The 25728-nt window shown below is 70.0% G+C and carries 24 protein-coding genes; 17 read left to right on the forward strand and 7 right to left on the reverse strand.

Annotated elements, in window-relative coordinates; translation table 11 throughout:
• Positions 1-93 precede the first annotated feature (93 nt).
• The 3 genes from ACQ7HM_RS12905 to ACQ7HM_RS12915 are packed head-to-tail and all read left to right on the forward strand — an operon-like array spanning position 94 to position 2776.
• Complete coding sequence (locus tag ACQ7HM_RS12905; protein ID WP_434216645.1) at positions 94-702, forward strand: DUF5666 domain-containing protein; 609 nt, start codon at positions 94-96, stop codon at positions 700-702.
• 42 nt (positions 703-744) lie between these two features.
• Positions 745-1413 (forward strand): response regulator transcription factor, encoded by a 669-nt coding sequence (locus tag ACQ7HM_RS12910; RefSeq protein ID WP_434216646.1) that lies wholly within the window; start codon positions 745-747, stop codon positions 1411-1413.
• A 7-nt stretch (positions 1414-1420) separates the two neighbouring features.
• Positions 1421-2776, forward strand: coding sequence for a sensor histidine kinase (locus ACQ7HM_RS12915; RefSeq protein WP_434216647.1), 1356 nt, complete (start codon positions 1421-1423; stop codon positions 2774-2776).
• A 3-nt stretch (positions 2777-2779) separates the two neighbouring features.
• On the opposite strand, the gene ACQ7HM_RS12920 is transcribed toward ACQ7HM_RS12915, so the two are convergent.
• Positions 2780-3673 carry an SGNH/GDSL hydrolase family protein gene (locus ACQ7HM_RS12920; RefSeq protein WP_434216648.1) on the reverse strand — a complete coding sequence of 298 codons (894 nt, stop codon included), beginning with the start codon at positions 3671-3673 and terminating at the stop codon, positions 2780-2782.
• 182 nt (positions 3674-3855) lie between these two features.
• Between ACQ7HM_RS12920 and fgd the strand changes: the two genes are divergently transcribed.
• The 5 genes from fgd to ACQ7HM_RS12945 all read left to right on the forward strand — a co-directional run bounded on the left by fgd (position 3856) and on the right by ACQ7HM_RS12945 (position 7481).
• Complete coding sequence (fgd, locus tag ACQ7HM_RS12925) at positions 3856-4869, forward strand: glucose-6-phosphate dehydrogenase (coenzyme-F420) (protein WP_434216649.1); 1014 nt, start codon at positions 3856-3858, stop codon at positions 4867-4869.
• Positions 4870-5044: 175 nt separating this feature from the next.
• Positions 5045-5203 carry a hypothetical protein gene (locus ACQ7HM_RS12930; protein WP_434216650.1) on the forward strand — a complete coding sequence of 53 codons (159 nt, stop codon included), beginning with the start codon at positions 5045-5047 and terminating at the stop codon, positions 5201-5203.
• Positions 5204-5283: 80 nt separating this feature from the next.
• Positions 5284-6186, forward strand: a complete 903-nt coding sequence (locus ACQ7HM_RS12935; protein ID WP_434216651.1) for a DMT family transporter — start codon at positions 5284-5286, stop codon at positions 6184-6186.
• 11 nt (positions 6187-6197) lie between these two features.
• Positions 6198-6761 (forward strand): TetR/AcrR family transcriptional regulator, encoded by a 564-nt coding sequence (locus ACQ7HM_RS12940; protein WP_434216652.1) that lies wholly within the window; start codon positions 6198-6200, stop codon positions 6759-6761.
• 9 nt (positions 6762-6770) lie between these two features.
• Entirely contained in the window at positions 6771-7481 is a 711-nt protein-coding gene (locus ACQ7HM_RS12945; RefSeq protein WP_434216653.1) for an enoyl-CoA hydratase/isomerase family protein, read from the forward strand.
• A 79-nt stretch (positions 7482-7560) separates the two neighbouring features.
• Here ACQ7HM_RS12945 and ACQ7HM_RS12950 read toward each other — a convergent pair whose 3' ends face one another.
• Positions 7561-8049, reverse strand: a complete 489-nt coding sequence (locus ACQ7HM_RS12950; protein ID WP_434216654.1) for a polyketide cyclase — start codon at positions 8047-8049, stop codon at positions 7561-7563.
• Positions 8050-8191: 142 nt separating this feature from the next.
• Between ACQ7HM_RS12950 and ACQ7HM_RS12955 the strand changes: the two genes are divergently transcribed.
• The 3 genes from ACQ7HM_RS12955 (at position 8192) to ACQ7HM_RS12965 (ending at position 12163) form a co-directional block, all read left to right on the forward strand.
• Positions 8192-10237 carry an ArnT family glycosyltransferase gene (locus ACQ7HM_RS12955; RefSeq protein ID WP_434216655.1) on the forward strand — a complete coding sequence of 682 codons (2046 nt, stop codon included), beginning with the start codon at positions 8192-8194 and terminating at the stop codon, positions 10235-10237.
• A 149-nt stretch (positions 10238-10386) separates the two neighbouring features.
• Positions 10387-11463: an amidohydrolase family protein gene (locus ACQ7HM_RS12960; protein ID WP_434216656.1), complete on the forward strand. Its 1077-nt coding sequence runs from the start codon at positions 10387-10389 to the stop codon at positions 11461-11463.
• A gap of 19 nt (positions 11464-11482) precedes the next feature.
• The gene (locus ACQ7HM_RS12965) at positions 11483-12163 is read left to right on the forward strand and encodes a TetR/AcrR family transcriptional regulator (RefSeq protein WP_434216657.1); all 681 of its coding nucleotides are present in this window, start codon (positions 11483-11485) and stop codon (positions 12161-12163) included.
• Here the strand turns inward: ACQ7HM_RS12965 and ACQ7HM_RS12970 are convergent.
• Positions 12117-13307 (reverse strand): PucR family transcriptional regulator, encoded by a 1191-nt coding sequence (locus tag ACQ7HM_RS12970; protein WP_434216658.1) that lies wholly within the window; start codon positions 13305-13307, stop codon positions 12117-12119. The two genes, ACQ7HM_RS12965 and ACQ7HM_RS12970, sit on opposite strands and share 47 nt — an antisense overlap.
• Before the next feature lie 162 nt (positions 13308-13469).
• Between ACQ7HM_RS12970 and ACQ7HM_RS12975 the strand changes: the two genes are divergently transcribed.
• Genes ACQ7HM_RS12975 through ACQ7HM_RS12985 form a run of 3 tightly spaced genes read left to right on the forward strand, consistent with a single transcriptional unit; the run spans position 13470 to position 18191 of the window.
• Positions 13470-14876: a lipase family protein gene (locus tag ACQ7HM_RS12975; RefSeq protein ID WP_434216659.1), complete on the forward strand. Its 1407-nt coding sequence runs from the start codon at positions 13470-13472 to the stop codon at positions 14874-14876.
• A 10-nt stretch (positions 14877-14886) separates the two neighbouring features.
• The gene (gene pta, locus ACQ7HM_RS12980; protein ID WP_434216660.1) at positions 14887-16968 is read left to right on the forward strand and encodes a phosphate acetyltransferase; all 2082 of its coding nucleotides are present in this window, start codon (positions 14887-14889) and stop codon (positions 16966-16968) included.
• The gene (locus tag ACQ7HM_RS12985; protein WP_434216661.1) at positions 16968-18191 is read left to right on the forward strand and encodes an acetate kinase; all 1224 of its coding nucleotides are present in this window, start codon (positions 16968-16970) and stop codon (positions 18189-18191) included. Before pta ends, ACQ7HM_RS12985 begins: the two co-directional genes overlap by 1 nt.
• A gap of 3 nt (positions 18192-18194) precedes the next feature.
• Here the strand turns inward: ACQ7HM_RS12985 and ACQ7HM_RS12990 are convergent, their stop codons facing one another.
• Genes ACQ7HM_RS12990 through ACQ7HM_RS13005 form a run of 4 tightly spaced genes read right to left on the reverse strand, consistent with a single transcriptional unit; the run spans position 18195 to position 22227 of the window.
• Complete coding sequence (locus tag ACQ7HM_RS12990; protein WP_434216662.1) at positions 18195-19013, reverse strand: glycosyltransferase family 2 protein; 819 nt, start codon at positions 19011-19013, stop codon at positions 18195-18197.
• Positions 19010-20014, reverse strand: a complete 1005-nt coding sequence (locus tag ACQ7HM_RS12995; RefSeq protein ID WP_434216663.1) for a glycosyltransferase — start codon at positions 20012-20014, stop codon at positions 19010-19012. The genes ACQ7HM_RS12990 and ACQ7HM_RS12995 overlap by 4 nt, the downstream gene beginning before the upstream one ends.
• A gap of 6 nt (positions 20015-20020) precedes the next feature.
• Positions 20021-21163: a glycosyltransferase gene (locus ACQ7HM_RS13000; RefSeq protein ID WP_434216949.1), complete on the reverse strand. Its 1143-nt coding sequence runs from the start codon at positions 21161-21163 to the stop codon at positions 20021-20023.
• Between the two features lie 17 nt (positions 21164-21180).
• A complete protein-coding gene (locus ACQ7HM_RS13005; RefSeq protein WP_434216664.1) occupies positions 21181-22227 on the reverse strand; it encodes a glycosyltransferase in 1047 nt (348 codons plus the stop codon).
• Positions 22228-22426: 199 nt separating this feature from the next.
• Here ACQ7HM_RS13005 and ACQ7HM_RS13010 point away from each other — a divergent pair, with 199 nt between their 5' ends.
• From ACQ7HM_RS13010 to ACQ7HM_RS13020, 3 genes are read left to right on the forward strand one after another with little or no spacing between them, the layout of a single operon-like run.
• On the forward strand, positions 22427-23344 hold the full coding sequence (locus tag ACQ7HM_RS13010; protein ID WP_434216665.1) for a WcbI family polysaccharide biosynthesis putative acetyltransferase: 918 nt from the start codon (positions 22427-22429) through the stop codon (positions 23342-23344).
• Positions 23341-24369, forward strand: a complete 1029-nt coding sequence (locus ACQ7HM_RS13015; protein ID WP_434216666.1) for a hypothetical protein — start codon at positions 23341-23343, stop codon at positions 24367-24369. Before ACQ7HM_RS13010 ends, ACQ7HM_RS13015 begins: the two co-directional genes overlap by 4 nt.
• Positions 24366-25724, forward strand: a complete 1359-nt coding sequence (locus ACQ7HM_RS13020; protein ID WP_434216667.1) for a glycosyltransferase — start codon at positions 24366-24368, stop codon at positions 25722-25724. Before ACQ7HM_RS13015 ends, ACQ7HM_RS13020 begins: the two co-directional genes overlap by 4 nt.
• Positions 25725-25728 lie beyond the last annotated feature (4 nt).

Raw genomic sequence — 25728 nt, forward strand, 5'->3', positions numbered from 1 at the left:
CCCCGTTCGCGTTCAGGGGAATTCCACCGGTGGCGCCCCGACCTTAAGAAGGTCTTCAGCTCGGCGGCCGCGATCGTCCCTAGCGTGGTCGGCATGACACAGCCTCACGATCCGAACCAGCCGGAACCGCAGCAGCCGACCGAGAGGTTCGACGCCCCCGCGCCGCCCGCGTTCGCGCCCCCGCCACCCGCGCAGCAGCCCCCGACGCGGCCGTCGTGGTTCTCGGGTACGCGCCGGACCGCGATCGTGACCGGTGTCGCCGGGCTGGTGATCGGTGGTGTGATCGGCGGCAGCATCGGATGGGCGGCCACGGGCAACGACGATTCGGCGCACACGGGTTCGGCCTACTCGAGGCAGATGTCGACCGGCGAGGGCGGACAGAACGGCGCCGCGCCGGCCAAGCGGCACGCGCGCGGGGCCGTGGCGGGCACCATCACCGCCATCAACGGGTCGTCGTGGACGGTCTCGGGTCGCGGCGGCCGGACCCTCACGGTCACGGTCGGGCAGAACACGACATTCGGGACGAAGAAGACCCCGGCGCAGCAGTCGGATTTCCGCGTCGGCGACCGCGTCGCCGTCGTCGGCAAGGACGTCTCGGGCACCATCGAGGCCACCCGCGTCGCGAAGAGGACGACCCCTGCCGCGCAGTCCACCGCGCCGAGTGCGTCGGCGACACCCGGCGCGACGAGCCAACCCGGCTGACGCGACACCGGCTGTGACACCGACCGGGGGCATCATGGGCTGATGGGTTCGTCGGTACTGCTCGTCGAGGACTCGACGTCGATCCGGGTGGCCATCGCGGCCGCGCTGACCGATGCCGGGCACTCGGTGCTGGCCCGAGGCGACGGTGCGCGCATCGAACTCGATCTCGGCGAGTTCCGGCCCGACGTGGTGTTGCTCGACGTGATGCTGCCCGGCTCCGACGGGTTCGCCCTGCTCGAGATCGTCCGACGCCGCAGCGACGCCGGCATCGTGATGGTCACCGCACGCGACGCCGTCGGTGACCGACTGCGCGGTCTCACCGAGGGTGCCGACGACTACGTCATCAAACCCTTCGAGATGGCCGAGTTGGTCGCCCGGGTCAACGCGGTCCTCCGCCGCCGCGGCCGGGGTGCGTCGATCGTCCACGTCGACGACCTGGTGATCGACCCCGACGCCGCCGTCGTGGTGCGCGGCGGCAGCCCGATCGCGTTGACCGCGACCGAGTTCCGCATGTTGGTGGTGCTGGCCCGGCGACGGGGTCGGGTGCTCACCAAGACCCAGATCCTCACGGCGGTCTGGGGGTACGAGCACTACGACCCCAATCTCGTCGAGGTGCACATGAGCGCGCTGCGCCGGAAGTTGGAGGAGCACGGACCGCGTCTGCTCCACACCGAGCGGGGACGCGGCTACACCCTCGACAGTGCCCGGTGAGACCGCCGTGAACCCGACCGACACCGACTCCCCGCGTCTGCAGACGCGGTCGTTGCGTTTCCGCGTCACCGCCATCTGCCTGGGCGTCCTGTCGATCATCCTGATCGCCGTGATTTTCACCACCGCAACGCTGTTCACCGCCGTCTCGCATCGCGACGTGAACAACCTCCTGTCCGACCGCGTCGCCTACGCACGGCAGCTCGCCCGCACCGCGACCGGACCCGAGGCGTTCCTCACCCGCATCGACGGTCGGTCGGTCCGCGCCCAGCTGGTCCTCGCCGACGGCACGGTGGTGGGAAGGCCGTTGTCGCCGAACGAGAGTGAGGAACGCCGCGTGGTGCGCCTGCGCGGCGGTCGCGCGTGGACCCAGGGCGCCGAGCTCACGCTCGCCGTCGACAACCGCCTCCTCGACCGATTGCAGACCCGGCTGCTGTGGGGCATGGCGATCGCCGGGATCGTCGCGCTCGTGCTCACCGCGGCACTGCTGTGGTTCGCGGTCCGCTACGCCCTGGCGCCACTCGACGCCATGACCGGTCTCGCCCGGTCGATCAGCCGTGGCCATCGCGGGCGCCGACTGTCCCCGCAGCGCCGCGACACCGAACTCGGCCGCACGGCAGCGGCATTCGACGACATGCTCGACTCGCTCGAGGGCGCCGAGGCCCGCGAACGCGCCGCCCAGCAATCGGTGCGGCGGTTCGTCGCCGACGCCGCACACGAACTGCGCACCCCCATCACCGGCGTGGCGGCCATCGCCGAGACGCTCCTGCAGTCCGACCGCGACACCCCCGTCGAGGATCGCGAACAGTTGTGTCTGCTGCTGGTGCAGGAGACCCGACGCGCCGGGCGACTCGTCGACGACATGGTCGACATGGCCCGCATCGACGCCGGGTTGACGCTGAACCCGTCACCCACCGAACTGCGGTCGCTGGTCGCCGATCAGGTCGCCCGCGTCTCGGTGATCCACCCCGACATCGCCGTGACGGTGCGGGGCGAGAAGACGCCGCTGGTCGCCGACGCGGGCCGCATCAGTCAGGTGGTGGCCAACCTCGTCGACAACGCCTGTCAGGCGACACCACCCGGCGGTGCGGTCACCGCGTCGATCTTCGCGACGCCGGGCTGGGCGCACCTCGAAATCGCCGACACCGGCGGAGGTGTCGCCCCGGCCGACCGCGAACGGATCTTCGAACGGCTGGTCCGTCTCGACGCCTCTCGCGACCGCCGGTCCGGGGGGTCCGGACTCGGACTCGCCGTCGCGCGCGGCCTCGCCCGCTCGCACGGTGGCGATCTGGTGCTCGTGGACTCCCCGCCGAGCGGGGTGGGCGCGGTCTTCCGTCTCGATCTGCCGCTCTCGCCCGCTCCCTGACCGCTAGCGCAGCAGGGGCAGGAACGTGTCGGCGATGACGCGGTGGCCGGTGGGGTTGGCGTGGATGTCCTTGTACTGGGTGCATCCCCAGGTCCACTGGCAGATCCGCGCGACGTTCTTCGGCAGCGGTCCGAAGCCGTCCACGGGGATCTGCGTGAGGACGTCGTTGTTGGAGAAGGCGTTCAACACGTCGGCCGTGGCGAACCCGTTGGCGGCGTTCGCGCCGGCGATGGTGCTCGCGAAGATGTTGTCGGCGGCCGCGATCGCCTGGGAGGACACCTTGCCCTGCGCGCTGTCGATCCACTGGCGCAGCGGAGGCGTGTAGTAGTTCATGCCCACGTAGCGCGGGCCGGTGCCGCCGGCGGTGCGCAGCCGACCGTCGATGGTCGACAGGTTGGTGCCCACCGTCTGCAGGGCACCGCCGATGCAGCCGACGTCGGGGATCCCGAGCGCGGAGGAACCGGTGGTGACCGATCCGTTGAGGCAGCGGTAGAGGTCGTTCGCGCCGATGTCGAGGGTCACGAACTTCACCCGGGCGCGGTTCGCGGCCAGGAAGCGGGTCGCCTGATCGAGCTGCGACGACGCCCCCGCGTAGGTGCACCGACCCCCGTTGATCATGGTCGCGGTCGTCTCACCGCTGCAGCCCAGCCGTACGTGCACGAGATTGGGGTCCGCGGCTTTGAGGGCGTCATAGATGCGGTCGGTGTACGAGACGGGCTCGTCGGTGTTGGTGTTCGGTTGGTAACCGGCGGCCAACGAATCACCCAGCGACACGTAGTAGGTCGCGGTCGGTGACGGGTCGGGCAGCGGTCCCGGGGCGGCCCACGCCGGTGTGGTGACCAGTGCCGCGACCGACAGTGCGGCCGCTCCGATCGCTGCGAGCACGCGTATGCCCATGAACGAACCTCCCGAGACTCACCTGTCCTCCGAACAGAGGACGCCGGTTCGATTCGTACCACTGAAGGTGTTGGCCGGAAGAATGTTTCATCGCATCGAGACCGCACGTATGTCCGACCGACACCGTGGCGCTAGGTTGGAGCGGAGTGCCGACGGCGGTACCCCGGTGGAGGAGAAGTGCAATGGCGCAGCAACTGAGACTCGGCTACAAGGCATCGGCCGAGCAGTTCGATCCCCGAGAACTCGTGGAGATCGCGGTCTCCGCCGAGGAACACGGCATGGACTCGGTCGCGGTCAGCGACCACTTCCAGCCGTGGCGTCACAACGGGGGCCACGCCCCGTTCTCGCTGGCCTGGATGGCCGCGGTCGGCGAACGCACGAAGCGCGTCCAGATCGGCACCTCGGTGATGACCCCCACCTTCCGCTACAACCCCGCGGTCATCGCGCAGGCCTTCGCGTCGATGGCGTGCATGTACCCCGACCGCATCATGCTCGGCGTCGGTACCGGCGAGGCTCTCAACGAGTACGCCACCGGCTTCACCGGTGAGTGGCCCGAGTTCAAGGAACGCTTCGCCCGGCTGCGCGAGGCCATCGCGTTGATGCGCGAGCTGTGGACCGGCGAGCAGGTCGATTTCGAGGGCGAGTACTACACGACCCAGGGCGCCTACATGTACGACATCCCCTCGACGCCGGTCCCGGTGTACGTCGCCGCCGGCGGCCCGGTCGTCGCCCGCTACGCCGGACGCGCCGGCGACGGATTCATCTGCACCTCCGGCAAGGGCATGGAGCTCTACACCGAGAAGCTGCTGCCCGCGGTCGCCGAGGGTGCGGGGAAGGCCGAGCGCGACGTCGCCGACATCGACAAGATGATCGAGATCAAGATCTCCTACGACCCGGACCCCGAGCTGGCGCTCGAGAACACCCGTTTCTGGGCGCCGCTGTCGCTGACGCAGGAGCAGAAGCACAGCGTCAACTCCTCGACGGAGATGGAGCGTCTCGCCGACGAACTCCCGATCGAGCAGGTCGCGAAGCGGTGGATCGTGGCCTCCGATCCCGATGAGGCCGTCGAGCAGGTCAAGCAGTACACCGACGCCGGACTCAACCACCTGGTGTTCCACGCGCCCGGACACGATCAGCAACGGTTCCTGACCAATTTCCAGAACGATCTCGAGCCGCGGTTGCGCAAGCTGGGCTGAGCACCTGCTCAACGCAGGTGTCGAGCTCGTCACAGGCCGGGCCGATGAGGTCGACGCGGACGGTTGCGGTCCCTAGCCTGGGAGGCTCATCAACCGTTCGAGTCAGAGTCGACTCCCCTGGGTGTCCGATCTCCTCGCGAGTCGTCGGCCCCGATCTCCACAGGAGCCGTGACACATGTCGTTTCTTCCCCTGCTCATCGTGATCCAGGCCTTCGTGCTGTCGACCTGGTCGATGGTCGTGCTGACCGCCTACCTCGTCACCCGTGACGACGACCACGCCTACGAGTCGTTCGATCTGACCGCGGCCAACGTGGCGGGCACCCGCACCCGGTAGCGCCGCCTCGCCCCGGTTCGTCGGCGGCAGCTGAAAAAAGCCGTTTGTCGGCGCGGGGTGTCCTCGCGCAGGCTGTCCCCGTGAGCCGTCGACCCGACCCCGCGACCCTTCCCGTTCTCGCAGCCGTCGTGACGGTGCTGCTGTGGGCGTCGTCGTTCGTCGTCATCCGTTCGGTCGGCGACCACTTCTCGCCCGGTGCCCTGGCGTTCGCGCGTCTCGCCGTCGGGTTCGCGGGCCTCGCGGTGATCGCCCTGCGCTACCGAAGGCGCCTGCCACGGGGCCGAGCCATGGTGTTGGTCATCGGGTACGGCGTCGCCTGGTTCGGTGGCTACACCGTGTTGCTGAACTGGGCCGAGCAACACCTCGACGCCGGAACGGCTGCGCTCCTGGTCAACTTCGCGCCGATCATCGTCGCGGTGTTCGCGGGCCTGTTCATGTCCGAGGGTTTCCCGCGGCCCCTCGTGATCGGGATGGTGATCGCCTTCGGCGGTGTCCTCCTCATCGCCTTCGGGGGGAGCGGCGGCAGCGGGTCGAACGACACCCTCGGGATCGCACTGGGGCTGGTGACGGCCGTGCTGTACGCGGTGGGCGTCCTCATGCAGAAGGTGGCGCTGCGGTCGGTCGACGCGATCACCGCCACCTGGGTCGGATGTCTCGCGGGCCTGCTGGTGACCGTCCCGTTCGCGCCGCAGGCCGTCGGTGAGATCGCCGACGCCTCGGCGGGCCAGATCGCCGGCGTGGTCTTCCTCGGCATCGGACCCACGGCCATCGCCTTCACCACCTGGGCGTACGCGCTCACCCGCACCGACGCCGGGAAGATGGCCGCGACCACCCTCACCGTCCCGGCCATCGCGATCGTCCTGTCGTGGGTCACCCTCGGTGAGGTGCCGACGCTGCTGGGCCTCGTGGGCGGCGCGATGTGCCTGACCGGTGTCGCCATCTCCCGACGCCGCACGCGCCCTCGAACGGTGGCCACCGCCTAACGTCTGCAGTCATGGATCGCGAGCGCATGGTCGACGTGGCGGTGTCGGTGGTGTCGCGTTTCGGCGCGCAGGCGCTGAGCCTGACCTCGGTGGCCCGGCACGCCGGCGTCGGACGCGCCACCGCATACCGCATGTTCGGCGGCCGCGACGAACTGCTCGCCGCGATCGTCGACCGTGAGGTGTCGACCCTGCACGACCGCATGGACGAGTGGATGCTCGCCGTCGACGACCCACACGACAAGGTCCACACCCTGGTCACGAAGACGCTCGCCTACATCCGCGAGCACCAGGCCCTGCAGTACCTGCTGCGCAACGAGCCGGGCGAACTGGTGTCGACACTGGTGGCCAGCGGCCCCGATCGCGCGACCGACACCACGATCATCGACGTCATCGTGCAGCGCTGCCTTCCCGACCTCGACGCCCAGCCCGCCCTCGCCGGTGCCCTGCACCCCGACGGGCGTGCGGCGTCGGAGTTCGCCGCGCGGGTCGTCTACTCGCACATGCTCGTCCCGGGCAGTTCGATGACCGACGATCAGGTGGCCGACCTCGTCTGTCGCGCCGTGCTGAGTGGTTAGGGTGGAGTTGTGGCCCATCTGACCCGTGACGACAGCGTTTTCGTGCTCCATCTCGGCGACGAGGGTGGTGGTGACGACGAGAACGTCTTCGGCCCGCCGCAGGTCGCGGCGATCAACGCCCTCCTCGACGAGGTGGAGGCGAGCGACGGCCCGACCGCGCTGGTCACCACGAACGAGGGCAAGTTCTACTCGACCGGCCTCGACACCGGCTGGGTGCTCACCCATGTCGACGAGGTCGATCCCTACATCCAGAGCGTGCAGGAACTGCTCGCGCGCATCCTCGTGTTCCCGATGCCGACCGTCGCCGCCGTCGCGGGCCACGCCTTCGGTGGTGGCGCGTTGTTCGCCCTTGCCCACGACCACGTCGTGATGCGGTCCGACCGCGGGTACATCTGCATGCCCGGCGTCACGATCGGCGCGAGCTACGCCCCGGGCAGCGTGATGCTCGTCGGCGACAAGGTGCCTGCACGGGTCAACCACGAGATGCTCGTGACGGGCAAGCGGTACGGCGGGCAGCAGGCCCACGATCTCGGGATCGTCGACGCGGCAGCCACTCTCGACGACGTCCTGCCCACCGCTCTCGCCTACGCCCATGCCCACTCCCACACCCGCGGCCGCACCATCGGCGAGATCAAGGCCTCGATGTACGCACGCACCGCTGCCGGACTCCGGGCCACCGTCAGTGGCGTCGGCGGCCAGGCCGCCATCGCCGAGAGCTGATTTCCCTGCTGGGATGTGCCACCCGGCGGGTCGGTATCGTCCCCACGGCGATGCCGTTGCGCTCAGTGGCAGATCTCGGTCATCCCTCGCTGAGGGCTTTGAGGTTCAAGAGCTGTCGGCGGGCCATCACGAGGTCGCCGACCGAGACCAGCGGCGCGATCAGGCGTCCGCGGGCCATCACGATCTTGAGCAGTAGACGGGTGTGCGCGCCGGCGGGCGCCAGCACGTACGACATCACCGCGCCCGCGATCTCGCCGGTCAGCGCCTCAGTCGGCGCCACGTCGAGGATCCGGCCCAGAGGCCGTCCACCGCAGGACATGAAGTGCTCTCCCACAACGGGTTCCGGCAGGCCTGTCAACGCGGTGGGTGAGCGACGGCCGAGGTTGTCGATCCAGTCGTAGGAGTAGGGCGCGAGACGCAGTTGACCGATCCACGGCCACACGCGGTCGGGGGTCGCGCGCACGGTGACGCCCCGCCACGCCCGCAACACCGGCGTCTGCACGATGTCGTCACACGGGAAGTGCCGCGCGGTCTCCGCAGCGTCCACGCCCCACCGGTCTGCGATCATCACCCGTTCCTACCAGCGCAGGACGGGCGATGCGCTCCCAGGGACCTCCCAGCATCCGCCCAGCCGCGCAGGAGACAGAACGGACATCGTGAGCAACGTACCGATCGGCGCACGGCCGATCGGTGACTCACACGGAGGCATCATGACCACCCTCGTCGACCGGGCCCGTACGCCCGCCGATCCGGACCCCGATGGTGGTCGCCATCGGGTCGTCCCCGACACCGGGCGCAGCGCCCGTTCTCGCCTGCTGACCCGCGCGCCACTGCCGGTGCTGCTGGTGGTGACCGCGGTGCTCTACCTGTGGAACCTGTCGATGAACGGCTACGCCAACAGCTTCTACGCCGCGGCGGCGCAGGCCGGCGGGACCAGCTGGAAGGCATGGTTCTTCGGCTCGCTCGACGCGCAGAACTTCATCACCGTCGACAAGCCCCCGGCGTCACTCTGGGTCACCGGCCTGTCGGTGCGGATCTTCGGGATGAACAGCTGGGCCGTCCTGGTGCCGCAGGCACTCATGGGTGTCCTCGCGGTGTTCCTGCTCTACGCCACGATCACGCGCACGGTGGCGAACCCGCGTCACGCGCAGGCCGCGGGTCTCATCGCCGGCGCGGTGCTCGCGTTCACACCCGCCGCGGCGTTGATGTTCCGATTCAACAACCCCGACGCGCTGTTGGTGCTGCTCATGGTCGCCGCGGGCTACTGCCTGATCCGCGCGATCGCCGCCGGATCGTGGCGATGGTTGGCGCTGGTGGGCATTGCCCTCGGATTCGCGTTCCTCACCAAGATGCTGCAGGGCCTGCTGGTGCTCCCGGCGTTCGGTCTCGCCTACCTGCTGCTCGCGAACACCGGATGGCTGCGGCGCATCGCGCATCTCGCCGTGGCGACGGTGTCGCTCATCGCGGGTGCCGGATGGTGGGTCCTCGTGGTCGCGCTGTGGCCGGCCGGGTCACGGCCGTACATCGGTGGCTCCACCGACAACACCGTGATGGACCTCGTGCTCGGTTACAACGGACTCGGCCGCATCTTCGGGGCCAGTGGCGGCGGCGGTGGCGGCATGGGCGGGAACGGTGCTGCCGGTTCGAGTTTCGGTGGCGCCACCGGACTGAACCGACTCTTCGGTTCGGAGATGGGATACGAGATCTCCTGGCTGCTGCCGGTCGCTCTGTTCGTGCTCGTGTTCGGCGCCTACCTCGTGGTGCGACAGTTCATCCGGGCGCGGGAGACCGACCGTCTGTCGCGCACCGAGAGGGCCGGCCTGGTGATGTGGGGTGGCTGGCTCATCGTGACCGGGCTCATCTTCAGCTTCATGAGCGGCACCATTCATCCGTACTACACCGTGGCGCTCGCGCCGGCGATCGGCGCACTGGTCGGCCTCGGCTGTGTCTACGCCTGGCGGCTGCGGGACCGGTGGGACGGGCGGATCGCGTTGGGCGCCATGATCGCTCTGGCCTCGGCGTGGTCGATCGTGCTGCTCGACCGGGCCGACTTCGGTCCGGTGTGGACCCGCTACCTGATCGGTGCAGTCGCGGTGGTCTCGATACTGGTCATCGCGGTCGGCGGACGGTTCGGGTTCCGGAAGGCGGTCGCCACCGCTGTTCTCGTCGGCGCCCTCGCCGGGTTCAGTGCCTCGGCGGCCTTCGGTGTCGCCACGGCCGCAACCGAACACACCGGCTCCATCCCCACAGCGGTGCAGACCGCGGACTCCTCGGGCGGCATGGGCGGTCCCGGTGGGGGAGCCCCCGGCGGAGGCGGCTCCGGTGACGCCGGCCCGGGTGGCACCTCCGGTCAGCGGCCCTCGGGTGCGCCCGGTGGCACCGCGACCCGGACCCAGGCGTCCACACAGCGCACCGGCGGCATGGGCGGGTCGACCAGCACCGAGTTGTCCGCGCTGCTGCAGTCCACGACCACGAAGTGGGCTGCGGCGACCACTGGTTCGCAGTCGGCCTCGGGGATCGAGATCGCGAGCGGCACCTCGGTGATGGCGATCGGCGGCTGGAGTGGTGACCCCACCCCGACGCTGGCGCAGTTCATCTCCTACGTGCAGGACGGCAAGATCGGCTACTACATCGGAAGCGGTCAGGGCGGTGGCCCGGGCGGGTCGAGTTCGAGCGCTTCCGAGATCTCGACCTGGGTCGCCGAGCACTACACCGCCACCACTGTCGGAGGGCAGACGGTCTACAAGCTCACCTGAGCGATCCAGCAGGAAGGTGCGACGCCGGTGGTCACCCCGTGACCACCGGCGTTGCGCCATTCCTCAACGCCTGTTGTGCCCGCGGTCGACCCGTGCTTGAATGCCCACTGATCGAATCATCAGAATCGATCAGGCCGTAGAGGATGCCCATGGATGTCACGCGCCGCCAGGCGATCGCCGCGCTGGCCGCCGGAGGGGTGGTCGCTGGGCTCGCGAACGGGACCGCCACGGCCGTGGCCGATCCCGGTCCCACGGGGTCCGGCCGGTACCGCGTCGACCTGCACGCGCACTTCCTCCCGCCCCGCTACCGGTCGGCATTGCAGGCGAGTGGGTACACGCTCCGTTCGTTCGTCCCCGTGCCGTCGTGGTCACCGGCCGAGGCGCTGGGGTTCATGGATGCGCACGGGATCGGCACCCAGGTGCTCTCGATCTCGGACCCGGGCGTGAATTTCCTGCCGCCCGCGCAGGCCCGTGCGATGAACCGGTACTGCAACGACTATCTCGCCGATCTGATCGCCCAGTACCCCACTCGTTTCGGCGGTTTCGCGTTCCTGCCCCTGCCCGACGTCGCCGCATCGCTGGCCGAGATCACCCACGCGCTCGACGTCCGACGGCTCGACGGCGTCGCGCTGTTGAGCAACTACGACGGCATCTACCTCGGCGACACCCGCTTCGAGCCGGTGATGGCCGCGCTGAACGCCCGCTCGGCCTTCGTGTTCGTGCATCCGGCCGAACTCGCGCCGAGCAACCGGCCCGAACTGCCTTTCCCCGCGTTCTACGAGGAGTACCCGTTCGACACCACGCGCGCCGCAGCGCTGCTGATGGCCACCGGGACCGTGGACCGGTACCCGGACATCCGGTTCTCCCTCGCCCACGCCGGCGGTTGCGTGCCGTTCCTCTCGCAGCGACTGTCGACACCGCGCCAGGCGTTCCCCGCGGCGCCCGACGTCTCGGTGTTCGGCACCGACTCGGCGATCCGTGACTTCTTCTACGACACCTCGTTGTCCACGTCACCCGCCGCGATGCGCAGTGTGCTGGAGGTGACCGGCATCGACCACATCGTCTTCGGGTCCGACTGGCCGTTCAGTGCACTGACCTATCGCGGGCAGTCCGGAACCGATCCGGCACCCGCACTCGCCGGGGTCTTCGACCCGGCGCAGCGCTACCGCATCGAACGACTCAATGCGCTGGCACAATTGCCCCGATTGGCATCGCGCCTGTCGTGAACCGAGGGGAGGGCGCGCCGTGGCGACACCCGAGACGCCGAATCCTGCCCCCACCCCGAATCGCCCCGCCCCGAATCGCCCCGCCCCGAACCGCACAGACCGACGCCGCGCGAAGACGCGTCAGGCGCTGATCGACGCCGCGCGCACGCTCATCGCCGACGGGCGTGCGGCGACGGTGAGCATCGCCGACATCACCGCCACCGCCGATGTCGGCTTCGGAACGTTCTACAACCACTTCGACGACAAGAAGTCGCTGTTCGACGCGGCCATCGACCAGATCCTTGAGGCGCTCGGCGACCACCTCGACACGATCGCGACGCGGGCCATCGATCCCGCCGAGGTGTTCGCCACCTCGTTCCGGCACGCCGGTCGCCTGGCCATCAGCCATCGTCAGACCGCCGAGATCATCGACTCCTACGGCTTCGTGCTCATGGGTTCGCCGACCGGGCTGGGGCCGCGAGCCCGCCGCGACCTGGCCGACGCCGTCGCCGCGGGCCGGCTACGGATCGAGAACATCGACCTGGCCACCGCCATCACCTGCGGCCACCTGCTCGCGCTGGTGCACGCCTGGCTGGCCGATCCGGTGTCGGTCACCGACGCCGATGTCGACGCCTCCCTCGAGACGTTGCTGCGGTCGTTCGGGATGGCGGCGGTCACCGCCCGTCGACTCGCCCATCGTGACCTGCTGTCGATCGACTGAGCGCCGCGAGCCGCAGCGCAGCGCCCAGCACCCAGCCGCCCTCGGTGGTGCGGGGATCGTGACCGGTGACCGCGGCGACGCGGGCCAGGCGGTACCCGACGGTGTTGCGGTGCACATGCATTCGAGCCGCGGTCGAGACGGTGTTCGATCCCGAGGCGAGGTGGGTGCGTACCGTCTCGTGCAGGATCGGATCGCTGTCGAGTGCGGCGAGCACCCGTCGCAGGTGGGGGTGGGCCGCCGCGGCTGTGGCGACCGCGAAACCGAACAGCACCATCGCTCCGGTGCACATCTCGTCGTGGCGTCCCTCGGTGCGTGCCACCGAACACACCAGCGTCGCCTCGGCGCGCGCTCGGGGGATGCCTGCGCGTGATGTCGGCGCGGAGACGCCCGCCCAGAACGTCGGTGCCCCGTCACGAGGGTTCGCCTCGTCGAGTGCCCGCGCGGTTGCGTCACCGGTCTGATCGCCATCGAGAGCGGGGACGAGCGCCGTCCACCCGTCGTGGTCGGCCACCACGAACGCGCCGGGGATGTCGGTGATCGCGGTGACCACCGACCGCAAGGCCACCGGATCGGCGGCGGCCGTCGGCGCGAGCACGCAGACGCAGAACGACGTGGCGATGTCACCGGCCCGCACCGTCGCCCACGGCCCCGGGTCGGCACCGTCGAGCAGTGCTGTCGCCACCACCCGGCGCGCATCGGCTGTGCCCCAATGGTGTTGGGGGGCCGCATCGGATCGGATCGCGGCCGCGATGCGGCCGGTCACGCCGGTCAGATACCGGACGAGCGCGGTGCTCGCCTCGATGAGCACAGCGTGATCGGCGGGTCCCAGTTCGCCCGCGGTCCGTTCCCAGATGGTGACCGACCCGGTCTGATAGATGCCCAGGATGTCGTCGAGGGCCACCCCATCGGCGTGACGGGTGATGGCGAGGTCGACGACCGGCTGCAGCTGCGCGTCGGTCGGCATGACGCCGGTCGACAGATAGTGGAAGAACAGGTCGATGTTCACCCGGATGCCGTGCACCACATCGGCCTCCACGAGCGCGCGCGGCGCATCGTCGTATCCCGGCATCGCCGAGGAGAAGCTGGTGATGACGGTCGAGGCCCGCTGATGCAGTCGTCGGATCACCGCCGCCCGGTCCGTCATCGGGGCACTCCGCTCGATCTTGCTCGCCGATGGGCAGGTGCACAAAGGTCGCCGCGAACTCATTGTGCGGACGACCATGGACCGTGTGCCGAGGTTTGCGGTGTGGTGTAGCGCAGATCACAACCGCCCGTCGGGGGCGTCGTGCAGGGAGGTCTCGGTCGGATGATGCGGACAGAACGACGGTGGAGCGTGTGGGTCGCGGTGGCGGCACTGTGTGTCGGAGGCCTGCTCGCCACGGTCACCCCGGCCGCGGCGGCACCGCCCGCACCCGCGCCACCGACGATCGCGCCCGCGCCGCCGTTCCCGGTCCCTCCGCTGCCGCCGGAACTCGATCCGGGCTTCTACGCACCGCCGCAGGCTGTGGTCGCCTCGAAGCAGCCCGGCGAGATCATCGCCGCGCGACGGGTCAACCTCGCGTTCTACGCCGCGCTCCCCCTGAACATGGACGCCTGGCAACTGTCGTTCCGGTCGTCGGACTCCCGCGGTGCCGCGGTCCCCGCGGTGACCACGGTCATGCGCCCGCGCGGCACGACCGCGCCCCACCGACCGCTGCTGTCGTTCCAGTCGGCGGAGGACTCGTTGGGTCAGTACTGCCGACCGTCGTACGTCACCCAGCTGGCGTCGGTCGGTCCGCTCGCCGGTGCGATCGAGACCAACTCCCTGTTCGTGGTGCCGCTCGCGGCGCTGGAGATGGGCTGGTCGGTCGTCATCACCGACACCCAGGGACCCCGACAGGCGTTCGGTGCGGGTCCCCTCGAGGGCCGGATCACGCTCGACGGCATCCGCGCAGCGGAGAACTTCTCGCCGATGCGGCTGTCGCGGTCGACGCCGGTGGGGATGATGGGCTACTCGGGCGGAGCGATCGCCACCGGGCACGCCGCCGAACTGCACCGCAGCTATGCGCCCGATCTGCGGATCGTGGGTGCCGCCGAGGGCGGGATACCCGCCGACATCGGGGCCGCGCTGCGGCTCAACACCCGCAACATCGGTTCAGGACTCATCTTCGCCGGCGCCATCGGGGCACAACGTGAGTACCCCGTCCTGCAGGACCTGTTCCGGCGGTACCTGACCCCGGCCGGTCGCGCCTATGTCGCCGCGAAACAGAACCTCTGCCAGGTGCCCTCGGCGGTGGTGTTGCCGTTCGTCGACATCGAGTCGCTGTTCTCGATCCCACGACCGTTCGACGACCCGCGGGTCCGCGACGTGCTCTCCGAGATCTCGATGGGCCATGCGACGCCGGACTTCCCGATGTTCATGACGCAGTCCAACCCCGACTACCTCGTACCTGTGGGCCCGGTCAACGCTCTGGTGAGGAAGTACTGCACCGATCCGCAGGCGCGGATCGAGTACCTCCGTGATCACTTCAGCGAGCACATCACCCTCGACATCTTCGGGCTGCCGCTGTTCCTGAAGTTTCTCGCCGATCGCTTCGACGGGGTCCCGGTCGCGAGCGGGTGTCGCACGAAGGACGCCGGCAGTGTCCTCCTGGCCCCGCAGCTGTGGCAGACATTGCTGCCGTCGATCGCACCGGTCGTCCTCGATCTCCTGGGCAAACCCGTCGGCCGATAGGCTGAGCGGCATGGCCGCAGGCAGTCCGACCTCGAGCAGCATCTACATCGCCTCCCCCGAGGGCGACACCGGGAAATCGACCATCGCGCTCGGCACGCTGCACCTGCTGGCCGCCACCGGCGGTCGGGTCGGCGTGTTCCGGCCGATCTCGCGGGCCGCGGCGGGCGAGCGGGACTACATCCTCGACCTGCTGATGGAACACGACTCGGCCGACCTCTCCTACGAGGACTGCATCGGCGTGACCTATGAACAGGTGCACTCCGACCCCGAGGCGACGCTGGCCGAGATCGTCGACCGCTTCCACGCCGTGGAGGAGCAGTGCGATTCGGTCCTCGTCATCGGATCGGACTTCACCGACGTCGCGAGCCCCTCGGAGCTCAGCTTCAACGCGCGGATCGCCGCGAACCTGGGCACCCCGATGGTGTTGGCGCTCAAGGCCGCCGACCGGACACCCGACGAGGTGCTCGCCCTCGCCGAACTCTGCCTGGCCGAGGTGCGCGGCGCCCATGCGCAGGCCGCGGCCCTCATCGCCAATCGCTGTGCGCCCGATCAGCTCACCGAGGTCAAGACGACATTGGAGACCACGGGACTGCCGGCGTGGGCGCTGCCCGAGGACCCGGTGCTGGTGGCGCCGACGATGAACGAGCTGATGGCCGCCCTCGACGGCGAGCTCTACAGTGGCGATCCCGAGCTCCTCGACCGTGAGGCGATGAGCGTGATGGTGGGCGGCATGACCGCCGAACACATCCTCGAACGTCTCACCGACGGTGTCGCCGTCATCACCCCCGCCGATCGATCCGACGTGCTGCTCGCGCTGGTGACCGCCAATGCGGCACAGGGTTTCCCGAAACTGTCGGGCATCATCATGAACGGCGGTATCAAGCCGCACCCGATGATCTCCTCGCTCGTCGAGGGACTCAAACCGGCACTGCCGATCATCACGTGCGAGCAGGGCACCTACGAGACCGCCCGCACCGCGGCACTGGCGCGCGGGCGGGTCGGCGTCGAGTCGGTGCGCAAGATCGATGCGGCGCTGACGCTGATGGAGGAACACGTCGACTCCGAGTCGCTGCTGGAGAAGCTGCGGCTGTCGGCGCCGACGGTGGTGACGCCGCAGATGTTCGAATACCAGCTGATCTCGCGCGCGAAGTCCGATCGCAAGCGCATCGTGCTGCCCGAGGGCGACGACGACCGCGTGCTGCGCGCGGCAGGCCGGCTCCTGCGGCGGGGCGTCGCCGACCTCACGTTGCTCGGTGACGTCGACGACGTACGTTCGCGCGCACAGGAACTCGGAGTCGATCTCGACGCCGCCGAGGTGATCGACCCGACCACGTCTGATCTCCTCGACCGCTTCGCCGACTCGTACGCGGAGCTGCGCAAACACAAGGGCATGGACACCGCCCGCGCGCTGCAGGTCGTGCGCGACGTGTCGTACTTCGGCACGATGATGGTGCACGAGGGCATCGTCGACGGCATGGTGTCGGGCGCGAAACACACCACCGCACACACCATCCGGCCGGCGTTCGAGATCATCAAGACCCTGGAGGGGGTCTCGACGGTGTCGAGCGTGTTCTTCATGTGCCTCGCCGACCGTGTCCTGGCCTACGGCGACTGCGCGATCGTGCCCGACCCCACCGCCGAACAGCTCGCCGACATCGCCATCTCCTCGGCCGCCACCGCCGACCAGTTCGGCATCGAGACCCGCGTCGCGCTCCTGTCGTACTCGACGGGGGAATCGGGGTCGGGTGCCGACGTCGACAAGGTGCGCACCGCCACCGAACTCGTGCGGGACCGCGCACCGGAACTGTTGGTGGAGGGGCCGATCCAGTACGACGCGGCCGTCGAGCCGTCGGTGGCGCAGAGCAAGATGCCCGACTCGAAGGTGGCCGGCCAGGCGACGGTGCTCGTCTTCCCCGACCTCAACACCGGCAACAACACCTACAAGGCGGTGCAGCGCAGCGCGAACGCCGTCGCCATCGGTCCGGTGCTGCAGGGATTGCGCAAACCGATCAACGACCTCTCCCGCGGCGCACTGGTGTCCGACATCGTCAACACCGTCGCGATCACCGCCATCCAGGCGCAGGCCCTGTGATGACGGACTCCGGGCGCATCGGCGATGCGACAGGTGCCGTCCTGGTGCTCAACTCGGGATCGTCCTCGCTGAAATATCAGCTGGTGCACCCCGATTCGGCCGACGTCATCGCCTCGGGCCTCGTGGAGCGCATCGGATCGGGTTCCGCGGCCGCCGAACACGGGCAGAACGGTCAGACGCGTCGTTTCGACGGCGCGATCGCCGACCACCACGAGGCGCTGGAGAAGGCGCTGGACCTGTTCGCCGAGTCCGGCACCGACCTGGCGTCGAGCGGGCTGCAGGCGGTCGGACACCGGGTGGTCCACGGCGGGAAGGAGTTCTCCGAACCCGTGCTGGTGAGCGACGAGGTGATCGAGACGATCGACGCGCTCTCGGGACTGGCACCCCTGCACAATCCGGTGAACCTCATGGGGATCACCGCGATCCGTGCGCTGCTGCCCGATGTGCCCGGTGTCTGCGTGTTCGACACCGCCTTCTTCCACGACCTGCCGGCTGCGGCCGCGACGTACGCGATCGACCGAGAGGTGGCCACTGCGCATCACATCCGGCGCTACGGATTCCACGGCACCTCGCACGAGTACGTGAGCGGCGCGGCTGCGCGGTTCCTCGGCGCCGATCCCGCCGACGTGGCGCAGATCATCCTGCACCTCGGCAACGGGGCCTCGGCGTCGGCGGTGCGCGGCGGCCGCCCGATCGACACGTCGATGGGCCTCACCCCGCTCGAGGGTCTCGTGATGGGAACCCGCAGCGGCGACATCGATCCCGCGATTGTGATGTACCTGCGCCGGGTGTCGGACATGGACATCGACGACATCGACCGGATGCTGAACTCCGGCTCCGGTCTCAAGGGACTGTGCGGGGAGAACGACTTCCGCACCATCACCTCGATGGTCGCCGACGGCGACGAGGCCGCGCAGCTCGCCTACGACGTCTACATCCATCGCCTGCGGCGCTACATCGGCGCCTACATGGTCGATCTCGGCCGGGTCGACGCCATCGTGTTCACCGCCGGTGTCGGGGAGAATGCGCCGACGGTGCGCCGCGACGCTCTGGCCGGACTCGAGCGATACGGCATCGCCGTCGACGACGAGGCGAACGTCGTCCGGTCGCGGGAGGCTCGGCGGATATCCACCGCGGACTCGGAGGTGGCGGTGCTCGTCGTCCCCACGAACGAGGAACTGGCGATCGCCCGCAAGGCCGCCGCGCTCGTCGGCGCCGCCTGAACCTCAGCTCCGGACGGCGATCTCCTCGTCGCTGCGGGTGATGAGGCCTGCACGTTCGAAGTCGTCGAGCCACCCGGTCATCGGCCACCGACCCCACCGCCGGTGGAACACCGTCGCGTTCGCGACGATGTCGTCGAGATGCTCGACCGGTGGCCGGGACACGGGGTGGTGCTGGTGATGGGCGTGCGCGCCGCCGACCCACGAGATCCCGACACCCGTCGCGGCGGCCACGGCGGCGAAATCCGTGTCCTCGCCGCCGTATCCGCGATAGTCCTCACAGAAACCGCCGACACGTCGCCACGTGGCCGGGGTGACCGCGAACGACAGGGACCAGAACAGATCGGGGTCGTCGCCCGTGAGGACCACGCCGTCGGGTGGGTTCGGACGGGCCGGGTGCGGATCGGTCGCCGACGCCAGTTCGGCGGCGGTCCAGGGGTGGTCGCGCGGCGGCAGGTAGGTGACCGGGCCGCACAGCAGGGTGTCGGGGTGCTCGGCTGCGGCGGCGGCGTAGCGCGACAGCAGATCCGGGGCGGGGATGCAGTCGACGTCAAGGAACACCAGCAGGTCGGCGCCGGCCTCGATCGCGGTGGCGGCGCCGAGGTTGCGCGCGGTCGCCAGCGGCAACCGGTGGTCATCGTCACCGACCGTGTCCAGGGTCGTCGGCAGTGGGTTCTCCTCGAGGACCTCGGCGACCGCCGGATCGTCCATGGCGACGACCACGTGCACGGCGGGCGGAACCGTCGATGCCGCGAGACCGACCCGCTGGGCCCGCAGATGACGGTGCCGACCCGAGACGACGGTCACCACGGCGGTCATCGTCATCGCGCGACCTCGGCGATGAGGTCAGACACCACCGCGGCGGCACGGTCGGCCGCGCCGTCGGTCTGCAGGTTCTTCCAGCGTGTGGTGTCGATGGCCGAGGCCTCGGCGAGCAGTCGCGGCCACGCCTCCGGTGCGGGCCACGTGTCGAGGGTGACCGCGATGCTGTTGCGGGACAACGCCTCGGCGGTCGCGTTCTGTTCGCCGAAGGGACGGTCCTGGGGGATGACGACCGCCGGTGTGGCGGCGCAGGCGACGTCGGCGACGGCGTTCTGGCCGGCGTGGGTGACCACCACCGACGCGGAGTGCAGCAGTGGCCACACGTCGTCGACCCACGACCCGGGGCCCGCGAACCGCCATCGGTGGTCCGGGCAGGCCCGCGCCGCGGCCTCGACCGCGTGTGTGTCGACCGCCGATCCGCCGGCGCCACCGAGGACGAGGACGGTCGGGTCGAGGGGAATCGCGGCGGGGTCGCGGGTGCGATCGGCGAAACGGCTGATCGACCCCACGTGTCGGGTCTTGGCCGCGAACGGGTGGAGGTGCGCGGGGTCGTAGACGCCGCGCGACCACGGGGCGACGATGCGATCGGCGATCCGGTGGGCGAGCTCGTGGGGGCTGTCGGTGCGATCACCGGGCATGGCCATCACGACCACCGGGACACCCATGAGACGCACGAACACCGTCATCTCGACCGACACGTCGACCACCACCGCCGACGGCCGCACCCGGGCGATCCACGCGGCCACCGCCGCCATGCGGTCGGTGAGTCCGACGACATCGGTCGGTGCCCAGTGCACGGCGCCGTGCGCGGTCGGGTCGGCAGCGGTGTCGCCGAGGGGATCCGCGGGGACGTCGAGGGGCAGATCGAGCCAGTCGACGGCCGGGTGATCGGCCGGCGGACGCCGTGACGACAACACGGTGACCGGTTCGTCGAGAGCGGCGGCGATCGACGCCGAGCGGGTCATGTGGCCGACGCCGTGGTGATGGACGTAATAACCGATCACGTCAGATCAGCCGACCACGCGGGTCGTCGGCTCAGCCGCACCCTGTCGGGTCAGCATTCGGTCGTAGATGTGCAGGTACTCGTCGACCATCCGCGTCTCCGAGCACACGTCCTGCGCACGACGGCGTGCGTCGGCCCGCGACAACCCCGCGGCCTGGGTGAGGGCCGCGGCCAGCGACGCGACGTCGTCGGGCCGGGCGAGCCGTCCCGATGACGCGTCGACGATCTCGGGGATGCCACCCCGGTCGAACGCGGCGACCGGCGTGCCGCACGACAACGCCTCGGCGACGACCAGCCCGTACGGCTCGTCCCACACCGGTGTCACCAGCGCGACGGCCGACCGTCCGACGAGCTCGGCGAGATCACGTCGGTGGAGGTGACCGACATACTCGACGCCGGGGCCCAGGCGGGGGGCGATCTCCTGGGCGAAGTAGCGCTCGTCCTGTACGGGGCCGGCGATCCGGATCGGCATGCCCGCGGCGCGCGCGGCGTCGATCGCCAGGTGCGGTCCCTTCTCGGGGACCAGGCGTCCCGACCACACGGCGTGGTCGCCGCCGGGGCCCACGGGCCACCGGTCGGTCGCGATGCCGTTGAACACGACGTCGACATCACCGGCCACCGGTTCCCACTGCCGTGCGGTGTAGCGACTGACCGCCGCGAACGACGTGGTGATGCCGCGGGATACGGCGATCGCCGACTCCAACCACGCGAACGGCGGGGTGTGCAGTGTCGTCAGCATGGGGATGTCGAGCATCCGCGACATCGCGATGGGGAGGTAGTGCAGGCTGTGGTTGTGCACGAGATCGTATGTCTGACTCCCGGTCTCGGCGAGCTCGAGCATCAGCGACAGATAGGCGTGGTGCTCGTTCACCATGCGTTCGGGTGTTGTCGGATCCGATCGGGAGATCTCGGAGAGCTCCAGCGTCCGGACCCGCAGCATGCCCGAGGCGATGTCGGTGGCCGATCCGTCGGCGGCGAACAGTGTCACCTCGTGCCCGAGTGCGGTCAGCGCCGTGGCCCACTGGTGGATGTGCGCCTCGAGGCCTCCCGCGAACGGCTCGCAGATCGGGTAGCTCGACGACCCCAGCAGCGCGATCCGCAGCGGCCGGTCGGTGGGCCGACCCCCGGTCGGGACAACAGATGAGCGCAGCGGGGCGAGAACGCCGGTCACGACGCACGCGCCGTGAGGTCGGTGTGGGCATGGCGCAGAGCGCGGCGGTAGACGGCGTCGTGTGCCGCGGCGACAGCCTCGCGCTCTGCCTCGCGCCCGGATCGGGTCGCCGTCGGCGGGTGATCGCGCAGCAGGTACGCCGACCGGACGGCCCGCTCCAGGCTGTGGGCGTCGAAACGGTCGGGACCGAAACCGAACTGGGTGACCGGGCGTTGGTCGCCGTGGTGACCGCAGTCGCCGATGATCACCGCGGTGCCCACGTCGAAGCACGCCTCGAGCCACCCCGAATGGGTGCCGAAGCGATACGGGAGCACCGACACGTCGATCACGGACAGGTAGTGCCACAGTTCGTCGTCGGTGAAACGTGGATGGACGCGCAGGTCCACCCCGGGTCGGTCGGCGACGGCGTGGAGCTTCGCGGCCTCGGGATGATCGCCGGCGTCGATGTCGATGCGCAGGGTCACGTCGTCACCGTCGTCGTTCATGCTCGCCACAACGCGCGCGAGGGTGTCGACGACGGCACCGGGATCGAGATTGGCGCGAAAGCTCTTGGCGTGCAGCCCGATCACGAACCCGTCGCGCGGGGTGCGCGGTGCGCCGACGCGGTCGAGCGGCGCGATGTGCGGATGCGCGATCACGGTCGGTCGGCGTCCCCACCGCCGCTCGATCTCGACGGCCGCACCGCGGGTGAGGGTGATCAGTTCGTCGACACCGGGGATCAGCACGTCCAGACACGCCCGATGCGCGGCATCGTCGGGGAAGTGGGGATTGTGCAGGTCATGCGCGGTGAACACGACCGGTTTGCCCGCCGCGTGCACGGTGTCGAGAACGGCGCGCAGGGAGTCGGGCGTCGCCGTGTCGAACCCGAAGTGCAGGTGCAGCAGGTCGAAGGACTCGACATGCTCGGCGAGCCATCGCGGTTCGAGCAAGCGTGGCGGCCACCAGCGCGTGTCGCCGGGGCCGGCGCCCGCCGGGCGTGGGTCGGCGAGTCGGTGCACGACCATCCCCGGGCCGGGGTTCGACGGCGAATTCAGATGTGCCACATAGGGATGCGCCGAGGGTATGGAGGCGACGCGGATGTGGTCAGGAGGAGACGACGAAACCGATGGTGTCAGGGTCAAATTTTCTCCGAGCGCGGCAGACGTTACAAAGGGGGGAGGGATACACCCGGCCCGACTGCTCGAGAGGGAGAAGAATCGTGCTCTTCGACAATAGCCCCTCCCCCCGACAGGCCCCACCCCGGTGACCGCGGAGCTCGATCCGCGCACGATCCACTACGGCGGTTTCTACGGTGTCTCCGAGCCCCGGGGGGCCCAGGACGGCCGTCCGCTGTGGGTGGTGTGGGGCAACTGTCAGGCCGAGGCGCTGCGGGTTCTCCTCGACACGGTCGCCGATCGCGGGTTCGTGACGTGCCGCGTGCCACCGGTGCACGAACTCACCGGCGATGACATTCCTCACGTGCAGGCGCTGCTCACCCGGGCTCGGGTGGTGCTCTCCCAACCGGTGCGTTCGGGGTATCGCGATCTGCCGATCGGCACCGACGATCTGACGCGCTGGCTGCCCGCCGACGCGGTACGACTCCGATGGCCGGTGATCCGCTACGGCGGCCTGTACCCGTTCCAGGTGATCGTGCGCGATCCCGCCGAGCCGTCGGTGTCGCCGCCGGTCGTCCCGTATCACGACCTGCGCACGCTGTTCGGTCACGACGACGTCGAGGTGACGCCGGAACAGATCCGCGACGCGGCGCAGTGGAGCATCGACCAGTTGGCCGCCCGCGAGGCCCGGGACTGCGATGTCGGCGTCTCCGACACGCTGCACGGGTTCGGGGCGGCGGCCGCACACACCATCAACCACCCCGGCAACCCCGTTCTCGCGACGGTCGCCACCCGACTGCTGTCGGCCGCCGGTCACCGCGGCGTCCCGGGTGATCCGGGCCGCATCCTCCTCGGCGGTGTCCGGTCGCCGCTCGAGGAGCGGGTGGTCGACGCGCTGGGCCTCGACGCCGCGCCGCGAGACGCCTGGACGGTCGACGGCCGTGCCGTCGCGCAGGCGGAGGTGCGCACCGCGCAGGCCGCGTTCTACGCCGACCACCCTGTCTATGCCGAGGCCGCACGCACCCGCTACGCCGAACTCCTCGAGATCCTGGGGATGGCTCCGTGATCGGTGCGGACGTGTCGGTGGTGCACCTGCTCGTCGGACCCCCCGAACACGGCGTGGTCCGCCACGGCGCGGCCGTGCACGCCGCGCTGGCCGGTGACGCCCGGGTGATCGCGCGCGAGGTCGACCCCCGGACCGCGACGAACGCCTGCACAGCAACGGTTCCCGACGTCGTGCACCTGCAGTTCACGGACCGCCTGTTCGGTGCGTCGGCATCAGCGGCCGCCGATGCCGCGACCGGATTGGTGGCCGCGCTGCACGAGCGGGGTGCGCGGGTGAGCGCCACGCTCCACGACCTCCCGCAACTCTCGGACGGCACCGGTTTCGCCCGCCGTGTCGAGTGCTACCGGCGGGTGGCGTCGGTCCTCGACGCGGTGGTGGTGTCGAGCGACCACGAGAGTGCCCTGTTGGCCGAGCATCTCGGCCTCGACGTCACCCCCGAGGTGATCCCGCTGATGGTCGAGACCCTCGACATCGCAGCTGCCGATCCGGCGGCGGCCACCGGTGGACGGTCGGTCGGCGTGCTCGGGTTCCTCTATCCCGGGAAGGGTCACATCGAGACCCTGCGCGCCATGGACGGGCTCGACGCCGACGTCGCGTTCGTCGCGCTCGGCGCGCCGTCCGACGGCCACGACGACCTCGTCGACGAATTGCACGCTCACGCGGCGTCGATCGGCCGACCGGTGGAGGTGACGGGGTTCCTCGACGACGCCGAGTTGTACCGACGGATGGCGACGATCACCGTCCCGGTGGCCCACCATCGACACATGTCCGCATCGGCCTCGGTGAACACCTGGCGATCGCTGCGGCGTGCGCCGCTGGTACCGCGCACCCGCTACACCGAGGAGATCGCGGCCCGGTCGCCGGGAACGCTGGTGGTCTACGACGACGCCGACCTCACGCCGTCGATCACTGCGGCGCTACATGATCCGTCACGTACCCGCATCGGCGGCGCCGTCGCCGTGCACCCCACTCCCGCGGAGGTGGCCGACGCCCACCGCGCCGTGTTCGCACGGGTGGGCCGATGACCGGCCCCGGGGTGTTCCGCTGCGCGGATGGGACCGTGGTCGTCGCCGACAATCGGTGGGATCTCGTCTCCGACGAGCGATGGGGCCTCGTCGCCGACGAAACCGCGCCGGCCCGTTCGATCAGTGTGGTGATCCCGTACTACGAGCAACCCGCGCAGCTGCACCGCGTCCTCACCGCTCTCGACACCCAGACCGTCGGCACCGACAGGATCGAGGTCATCGTCGCCGACGACGGGTCGGCGCAGCCACCGGACGTGCGCGGCCACACCGTCGATGTCACCGTGGTCCGGCAGGCCGACAACGGGTTCCGGGCGGCGGCCGCACGTAACCTCGGCGCGCGGACGTCGAACGGCGAGCTGCTCTGCTTCCTCGACGCCGACACCGTGCCCGAGCCCGACTACCTCGCCCATGCCATCGCACTGCCTTCGGTGGTGCCCGACGCCCTCGTGGTCGGGCGTCGCCGCCACGCCGACTTCTCCACCACCCCGGCGACAGAGCTCACCGAACCGCAATGGCTCGTCGACGCCTACGGATGGACCGAGAACCTGCTGCGGCCCGGCTGGACCGGGTACCGCTACGTGATCAGCGCCGTGATGACCTGCAGCCGAGTGCTGTTCGACGAGGTCGGCGGATTCGACGAGTCGTTCACCCGCTACGGCGGCGAGGACTGGGAACTCGCGAACCGCATGACGATGGCCGGCGCCGTGCTCGCCCACGAACCGCGTGCGGTGGCGTGGCACGACGGCCCCGACTGGGCCGCGCGCGACACCGCGCGGCGCACCGACGCGAAGAACGGTGAGGCGCTGAGCCTCGCGCCGAGGATCACCGAGCCGGCCGCCCGCACCGCCGGTCTGCGCTACGAGGTACCCGACGTGGTCGCGCGGGTGTCGACCGCGGGACACACCCCGGCGTCCCTGCACCGGACGATCGCGTCGATCGTGCGCACCGGCGATGTCGCGGTGTGGCTCGTCGGCGACAACGGTGCGGACATGCACGACGTTCTGGCACTGCATGATTCGCGGATCCGTCGCGGCGCGCCCGGGCGATACGTGCTCGACCGGTGCCGATTCGTCGCCGACGTCGCCGGGCGGGTCGTGTTCGGCGACACCACCCTCGAGGCGCTGACCACTCCGCTCGGTCCCGGCGGAGCGGGTGGCATCGACGTCGACTTCGGTGACACCGGGGCCGTTACCCGGGTCACGACGACACGAGCGCTGCGCCGCGCGGAGCGCCACGCCGCTCGCCTGGGGATGACGCAGGACGAGGCGGTCGCCGCGTTGTTCGGACACATCGACGTCGCCGCCGACGACGTGCAGGCCGCTGTGGTGCGAGAGGAACCCTGGCTGAGCTGGTAGTGCC

It is taken from the genome of Williamsia sp. MIQD14 (assembly GCF_051025635.1).
In the GTDB taxonomy this organism is placed as follows: Bacteria; Actinomycetota; Actinomycetes; order Mycobacteriales; family Mycobacteriaceae; genus Williamsia_A.